A 7,073-nucleotide genomic window follows, 5' to 3' on the forward strand; every position below is an offset into this window, starting at 1 on the left:
TGCTGTAGTTTCTAGTTTATAGCCCAATCACACCCGATTGGGCTTTTTTTATGATTTTTCACGTTCCACGCCTATTATTTAAGCAATGTTTCACAACTTTGATTAGCTCCATTAAATAATTAAAACCTAGATAATAAGAACCGAGCGAGTGTCTACGAGCGATTGAGCATCATCAAAATTTCACGCTCGCCTTTTCTCTGATTACAAGCTTCCTTTAGATTTTAAACGGTAGATACAGAGCATCCCGAATGGGTGCGAACTTTGGAGTTTTTGCTTTTCAAAAAGTATGAGCGGAGCGAATACCTTATCAATGCTTTTTTTGGATATTACAAACAGTATTAATTAAAAACTGCCCCTCGAAGCGAGGAACGAGCTTCAATAAAGTACGAGCTTTAGCGAGTACCTAGGGCAGTTTGCACTCCCCTCTCGAAAGGCTTTTAATTATTTTTAAAGCTTTTAAATGCTTTTAGGAAGGGTGAAAGCATTGGTATACGTGCATTTCAGAAGGCATAAACGGACAGTAGCTCTTATATAAACGGACAGTAGCTCTTATATAAACGGACAGTAGCTCTTATATAAACGGACAGTAGCTCTTAATTAAAGGACATTAAATAATTTGACCTTAAAAGGATATTGAAATACATTGTCTTCTAATTCAATAATAAAATAAGGGCTGTTTTATGAAGAACAGTTTAGTTGTGAAAGATAATGCTTTAATCAATGCCAGTTATAACTTGGAATTAACAGAACAGCGTTTGATTATGCTTGCCATCATTAATGCCAGAGAATCAGGGCAGGGCATCACAGCCGATAGTAAGTTAGAAATTCATGCTAGTGATTATGCAAAGTTGTTTAATGTATCCATTGATGCTTCGTATAAAGCCCTTAAAGAAGCAGTGAATAACTTATTTAACCGTCAGTTTAGCTATACAGCCGAATATAAAAGAACAGGGAAAACTGGCGTTGTACGTTCACGTTGGGTTAGCCGTATTTTTTATGTTGATGATTTAGCATTACTAGAAATAACTTTTGCTCCTGATGTTGTCCCACTGGTAACACGTTTAGAAGAACACTTCACAAGCTACCAAGCCAAACAAGTCGCACACTTAACAAGTAAGTACGCTACTAGGCTTTATGAGCTTCTTATAGCTTGGCGTGAAGTCGGTAAAGTGCCACAAATAGAAATTAGTACTTTTAGAAATAGACTAGGACTATTAGAAAATGAGTACACAGCAATGAGTGACTTTAAAAAGCGTGTACTAGAGCCTTCTATTAAGCAGATCAATGAACATACAGATATTACCGTGACGTATGAACAGCATAAAAAAGGACGTTTAATTTCAGGCTTTTCATTCAAGTTAAAACAGAAGCAACAGCCAAAAATTGAAGTTAAGCATGACCCAAACACACCTGATTTTTTTATAAAATTGAGCGATCCACAACGCCATTTATTTGCAAATAAAATGTCTGAAATGCCCGAAATGAGTAAATATTCACAAGGTACGGAGAGCTTTCAACAATTTGCTATTCGTATTGCTGACATGCTTTTAGAGCCTGAAAAATTCAGAGAGCTTTATCCAATATTAGAAAAATCAGGATTTCAGCCATGATCAAATTAAATAACCTATCAACCGATCTAAAGCATGTGACCGTTGAATACCTCGACATCGTAAATTATGAAATTGCGAGGGAAAATATATGCGGTTATATCTTCCTATTATCCCGACTATCCAAAGATGCCGAACCCACCGAAAAAATGCAGATGGAAAGCAAAATACAGGACTTAATTTACTATCGAGATAATTTGCAGATAGAAGACAAGGACAATATTCAAAAGGTTTTAAATAGGCTCATTCCAGAGTATCAAGCCGAACAAAACAACCAAACAGCTAAGAAAAATTAGGCTTCAATGTCGGGCAAATCAAAAAGCTGTCGATCTCTATTTTCTGTTAAATATTCGTTGAGTTCAGCGAGTATTTTTTCTTTATTGGCTTCATTCTGCATTTTCTTAATTAAATAAGAACCAAGCAAAATTTTGCGTCTAGTATCGTCCTTTCTTTCCTGTTCCTTTTTCTTGGTTTTTTCTCTTGCTTCGATAGCCTGTTTTTGGGCTTTTAACTGTTTCAGCTTCTCTAACTGGGCTTCAATTTTCTTTTCGATATTTTCAGCAGATTTTGTCATAACGGTTAATTTTGGGATATAGAAAACCACTCAAGCATAAGGCCCTATGAATTGAAATTCAAGCGGGCTATATGCTATCGTGTTTTTCATGAAATGCGCACTTACGACTTGGATTTCATCCAAGTCAAAGTTTGCGTAAGGGGAATCCCCTTAACCCCAAAAAACTGCTACGCAATTTTTTAAAAGCAAAAGCATCTCAAGGCGACTGCATGGCAATTTATCATTGTTCCACTAAAACAGTTAACCGAAGTTCGGGACGAACTTCGGTTGCATCGAGTGCCTATCGTGCAGGAGAAAAATTAGAAGATGAACGCACAGGACTCACTCATGACTTTACGAGAAAAGACGGTGTCGCCCATTCTGAAATTCTGTCTAATTTAGATATTGAAATTGACCGTGGTGAACTTTGGAACTTGGCAGAAAAAACCGAAAACCGTAAAGATGCCCGAACCGCTAGAGAATGGGTGATTGCCCTACCTGATGAATTAGACGCTGATCAACGTAAGGACTTGGCAAAAGACTTTGCCAGGTCCTTAGTTGATCGCTATGACGTGATCGCAGATTTAGCCATCCATGAACCCAGCAAAGGCGGTAATGATAAAAACCATCACGCCCATATCATGCTCACCACCCGAAAAGCGGAATTAGACCCTGACAATAAACTCATTTTGACCACCAAAACCGATATTGAACTCAGCAACGCCAAACGAAAAAGCCTTGGTATGGGTACAACCCAAGAAGATATTAAGCAAATTCGAGAAACATGGGCAGACTTAGCCAACAATGCATTGGAACGTGCAGGCTACCGAGAAAAAATAGACCACCGCAGCTATGCCGATCAAAACAATGGACTACAAGCCACCATCCACGAAGGCACTAAAGTCACCCAATTACGCAGACAAGGCATCGACACGGAAATCAGCCGTTTTAATGACAACGTCAAACAGCAAAATACCCAACAGCTTCACCAAGAAAAACAGCAGAAAGAGAGCGTTTTACAGCGAGGTTTAAACCGTGTCGATCAAGGTTTTGATCAATGGCAGAAAAACCAAGAAAGCAAACGTCTAGAACTAGAACGCCAAGCGGAAATAAAGCGACAGCAAGAATTAGATAAACAACGAGCCGAGCAAGCACTCCGCAAGGCATCTCAAAAACTAAGTAGAGGCGGAATGTCGTTATGAGCAACCAAAATGATTTAGATGACCAATTATATATTTTACTGGCATCCATGAAGGAATATCGAGAAGCCATAGCAGACGATAACAAGCGATTAGAGCAGTTTTACAACCATGTCGCTAGCGGAGTGCTAGACAAGGCTGAAAAATCGCTAGAAAACGCAAATAAGAAGCATACAGGCGCATTAAACAACAGTATTCAGGCATTAAACGAAGCTACACACAGGCTCAACTTAAAACTTATCCTTATTTTTGCTAGCACGTTTGTTGCTGTGATGATGGTATTCATTTTGGCTATCTTCTTATACATACCAAGCAAAGACGAAATTGATGCACGTAGAGCAGATATGGCTGTACTAAAAAAATATCCGTTACAAATCGAGGAGCATGATGGGAAAACATTGGTCAGAATTATGACTAAAAAGCCGTGTTACTCATTTGAACCGAATAATGTCAAAGAAAAAACGTATGACTGGTGTCAGATCGACCCTAAAAAATACTAGTTGATCGGTACTTTGCTTAGTTTTTCTCATTACTGATCAGATTACAGCAAGCGCAAAGTTGCCCGACTTTGAAACATGGCTAAAGCCATATTTCAAAGCATCGAGCTGAAATTTCGCATAAGAGATTTTATGTTAAATGTTTTCTATAAGTTCGCTTTATAACCACCCCTAATTTGCTAGCAGGTTCTATATAACTTAGTATTCGCAAGTCTATTTGTTATTACTGTATAAGTAAAATTCAAGGCTCTTTAACAGGAACACCTCACGATTCAGAAAAAACGCTCGATTTTAGTCTATTAGCAAATATTCGTCCTGAAATAGAAACTGTACCGTTAGTAGGTGTTAATGATGCTTTACAACGTTTAAGAGCAGGAGATGTTAAGTTTAGATTTGTCATTCAAATGAATGCTTAAGTCTTTAACTTTTTAAATCTAAAAAACAGGAATTTCATTTATGTCTAAACACTATGATTATATTGCGATTGGCGGAGGCAGTGGCGGTATTGCATCAGTCAATCGTGCTGCCATGTATGGTAAGAAATGTGCACTGATAGAAATGGGTGATATTGGTGGAACCTGTGTCAACGTAGGATGTGTTCCTAAAAAAGTGATGTGGTATTCAGCTCAAATTGCCGATGCGATTCATAAATATGGTCCTGACTATGGCTTTAATACAGAATTGAAATCCTTTAACTGGAAGAAATTAGTTGAAAACAGACAAGCCTATATCAGCCGAATACATACATCGTATGACACAGGACTAGCTAAAAATAATGTTGATGTCATTCGAGGTTTTGCAAAATTTTTAGATGCTCAAACAATTGAAGTAAATGGTGAAACGTACACAGCTGACCATATTTTAATTGCTACGGGGACTCAAGCATTCAAACCTGAAATTGAAGGTGCTGAATATGGTATTGATTCCAATGGTTTCTTCGGATTAGAACACTTACCGAAGCGGACTGCTATTGTTGGTTCTGGCTATATTGCTGTGGAATTGGCAGGTGTTCTTAATGCATTGGGTTCGAATGTACAATTATTTATTCGTAAACATCAGCCTTTGCGTGGATTAGATCATTTCCTTGGTAAAACACTATTAGAGAATATGCGCAGTGAAAATATTAACGTGCATACTCATAGTCAGATTAACAAAGTGACTAAAGTTCAAGATAACTCACTTGTATTACACCTAGAAGATGGTACAGAACATAGTGTAGATTGCTTGATTTGGGCAATTGGTAGAAAACCTGCAACTGAAGCGATCAATCTTAATAAGACTCAAGTTCAATTGAACGAGAATCGCTTTATTCATGTTGATGCATATCAAAATACAACACAGTCTGGCATTTATGCAGTGGGTGATATTACAGGTAAAGTCGAGTTAACACCTGTTGCTGTGGCAGCGGGTCGAAGACTGTCTGAACGTTTATTTAACAATAAGCCAAATGAACATTTAGATTATGAAAATATTCCGACTGTGGTGTTTAGTCACCCACCTATTGGAACAGTTGGATTAACCGAAGATCAAGCCATAGAAAAATTTGGTAAAGATGCCATCAAAATTTATAGTTCTTCCTTTACATCCATGTATACAGCGATAACAGAACATCGACAACTCACAAAAATGAAATTAATTTGTGTAGGAACTGATGAGAAAGTGGTCGGAATTCATGGTATTGGATACGGTATGGATGAAATTCTGCAAGGCTTTGCTGTTGCTTTAAAAATGGGAGCAACTAAAAAAGACTTCGATAACACTTTAGCAATTCATCCGACTTCTGCTGAAGAATTCGTCACAATGCGTTAATCATTGATCATCTAAAAGAGCATTTATTTATATATTTGCTCTTATTTTTATATTCTATATCCAAATTATGAACTTTCAACAACTTAGAATTATTAGAGAACTCACTCAACATAATCTCAATTTATCACAAACAGCACATGCTCTAAAAACATCTCAATCTGGTTTAAGTAAAAAAGTCTTCTTTCATTATTATATCTTTTTATTTTTCTGAAATATTTACTTTAAGATATTGAATAACAAAATAAAATAAATGACAGCTTATGTGTCACTAACTAATGTCATTGATTGTCACTAAATTCTATAACTCATTGATATTATTTAATCAGAAATGACAACTTATGTGTCATCTGACGAATGTTGATAAATTAGTGGCTATGTAAGTGCTAATTTTACACTTCTCTATTATACTTTTTATCAAATTATTTTTAATAATATGCTACTACTTAATGAAAATATTAACTTTTTTGGTGATAACTCTCTTTTCATGTATGACTGCTCATGCTGCTGAGAGGAAATGGAGATCCTTAGCAGGTGTGATGTATTTAGATGAAAATTCTGTAGTTGTTACCAATGAACCTAAACTCGTTAATGCAACTATCTATGTGCATAATTCTAAAACAAACGAAAATTTGTTAAGTAATACTACAGTTGATTGTAAAGATAATACTTATTATATAGATGACTTAATTCAGGTATATGATGAAAAATTTATTCTAAAACGGGCAATTCTTTCTCCAATCAATACTAGACAAGACCCGAAAAAAATTACATCTGAGTCTCTTTATTTAGCTTTAGTAACTCTTTGTAATGACTCGAATAATGAGAGGTTTAGAGAAAAAGTATCTAATTTAAAATCACGTTATGATAGAAATTCTATTGGTCAACTTTACAATTTCATGGGCACTAATGAATGGTTCTTATTTCATGGAATGGTATCTGGTTTTGATACCATAAACGTTAAAGGATGTGAGTCCAACAATAAACTGGAAAATACTACAGACTGTAAAAGTGCAAAAGGTTTACTCCAAAATTATGGAAGCCTCAACTATATTCCAGATAATTACAGATATCAAAATGCGATAAATATTAAACAACTTGCGCTATCTGGAAAATTAGATGTTCTAAAGTCTATTAAACTCTATAGCACATGGTCTTCGTCTATTTACAAAAAAGCCGAGTCATACAGTAGGTCTAGTCAAGAATTATCTCGTGTTTACGCACTATTGCTGTTCTATGAGGATGTAACAGGGAAAGTTGTTAATGGTATTAAAAACTAATAACTAGCCCAATGAGTTGAAAGACTGAATAGGTTTTTGAATGATTACCGATTGAAAAGATCTTTTAGCCTCACTAAAATTAACATAATACACCTTATACGAAATGTGTTATAATTTTCCTTAGAAATCAA

At 36.0% G+C, this 7,073-nt stretch carries 7 protein-coding genes and 1 pseudogene; 7 read left to right on the plus strand and 1 reads right to left on the minus strand.

The window, feature by feature from the left end:
• Nucleotides 1-680 precede the first annotated feature (680 nt).
• Nucleotides 681-1,610, plus strand: a complete 930-nt coding sequence (gene repM, locus HUK62_RS16990; protein ID WP_176538521.1) for a replication initiation protein RepM — start codon at nucleotides 681-683, stop codon at nucleotides 1,608-1,610.
• Nucleotides 1,607-1,903, plus strand: coding sequence for a hypothetical protein (locus HUK62_RS16995; RefSeq protein ID WP_176538522.1), 297 nt, complete (start codon nucleotides 1,607-1,609; stop codon nucleotides 1,901-1,903). Before repM ends, HUK62_RS16995 begins: the two co-directional genes overlap by 4 nt.
• On the opposite strand, the gene HUK62_RS17000 is transcribed toward HUK62_RS16995, so the two are convergent.
• Nucleotides 1,900-2,181 (minus strand): mobilization protein, encoded by a 282-nt coding sequence (locus HUK62_RS17000; protein WP_176538523.1) that lies wholly within the window; start codon nucleotides 2,179-2,181, stop codon nucleotides 1,900-1,902. The genes HUK62_RS16995 and HUK62_RS17000 overlap by 4 nt on opposite strands.
• Nucleotides 2,182-2,390: 209 nt before the next feature.
• On the opposite strand from HUK62_RS17000, the gene mobQ reads away from it, so the two are divergent.
• From mobQ to HUK62_RS17020, 5 genes and pseudogenes are all read left to right on the plus strand, one after another.
• Nucleotides 2,391-3,362 carry a MobQ family relaxase gene (gene mobQ / locus HUK62_RS17005; protein WP_176538524.1) on the plus strand — a complete coding sequence of 324 codons (972 nt, stop codon included), beginning with the start codon at nucleotides 2,391-2,393 and terminating at the stop codon, nucleotides 3,360-3,362.
• Entirely contained in the window at nucleotides 3,359-3,859 is a 501-nt protein-coding gene (locus HUK62_RS17010; protein WP_176538525.1) for a hypothetical protein, read from the plus strand. Before mobQ ends, HUK62_RS17010 begins: the two co-directional genes overlap by 4 nt.
• Nucleotides 3,860-4,312: 453 nt before the next feature.
• Nucleotides 4,313-5,665: a glutathione-disulfide reductase gene (gene gorA / locus HUK62_RS17015; protein WP_002122354.1), complete on the plus strand. Its 1,353-nt coding sequence runs from the start codon at nucleotides 4,313-4,315 to the stop codon at nucleotides 5,663-5,665.
• Between the two features lie 67 nt (nucleotides 5,666-5,732).
• Nucleotides 5,733-5,837, plus strand: a pseudogene (locus HUK62_RS19155) (CysB family transcriptional regulator); the annotation flags it as partial.
• A 274-nt stretch (nucleotides 5,838-6,111) separates the two neighbouring features.
• On the plus strand, nucleotides 6,112-6,942 hold the full coding sequence (locus HUK62_RS17020; protein ID WP_049044175.1) for a hypothetical protein: 831 nt from the start codon (nucleotides 6,112-6,114) through the stop codon (nucleotides 6,940-6,942).
• Nucleotides 6,943-7,073: the final 131 nt, after the last annotated feature.

It is taken from the genome of Acinetobacter sp. NEB 394, assembly GCF_013374795.1.
Taxonomy (GTDB): domain Bacteria; phylum Pseudomonadota; class Gammaproteobacteria; order Pseudomonadales; family Moraxellaceae; genus Acinetobacter; species Acinetobacter johnsonii.

What these genes read in the sequence shown, in the direction of transcription:
- mobQ (WP_176538524.1), top strand. Translation starts at nt 2,391, where the DNA reads ATGGCAATTTATCATTGTTCCACTAAAACAGTTAACCGAAGTTCGGGA.
- HUK62_RS17020 (WP_049044175.1), top strand. Translation starts at nt 6,112, where the DNA reads ATGAAAATATTAACTTTTTTGGTGATAACTCTCTTTTCATGTATGACT.
- HUK62_RS17010 (WP_176538525.1), top strand. Translation starts at nt 3,359, where the DNA reads ATGAGCAACCAAAATGATTTAGATGACCAATTATATATTTTACTGGCA.
- HUK62_RS16995 (WP_176538522.1), top strand. Translation starts at nt 1,607, where the DNA reads ATGATCAAATTAAATAACCTATCAACCGATCTAAAGCATGTGACCGTT.
- repM (WP_176538521.1), top strand. Translation starts at nt 681, where the DNA reads ATGAAGAACAGTTTAGTTGTGAAAGATAATGCTTTAATCAATGCCAGT.
- gorA (WP_002122354.1), top strand. Translation starts at nt 4,313, where the DNA reads ATGTCTAAACACTATGATTATATTGCGATTGGCGGAGGCAGTGGCGGT.
- HUK62_RS17000 (WP_176538523.1), bottom strand. Translation starts at nt 2,181, where the DNA reads ATGACAAAATCTGCTGAAAATATCGAAAAGAAAATTGAAGCCCAGTTA.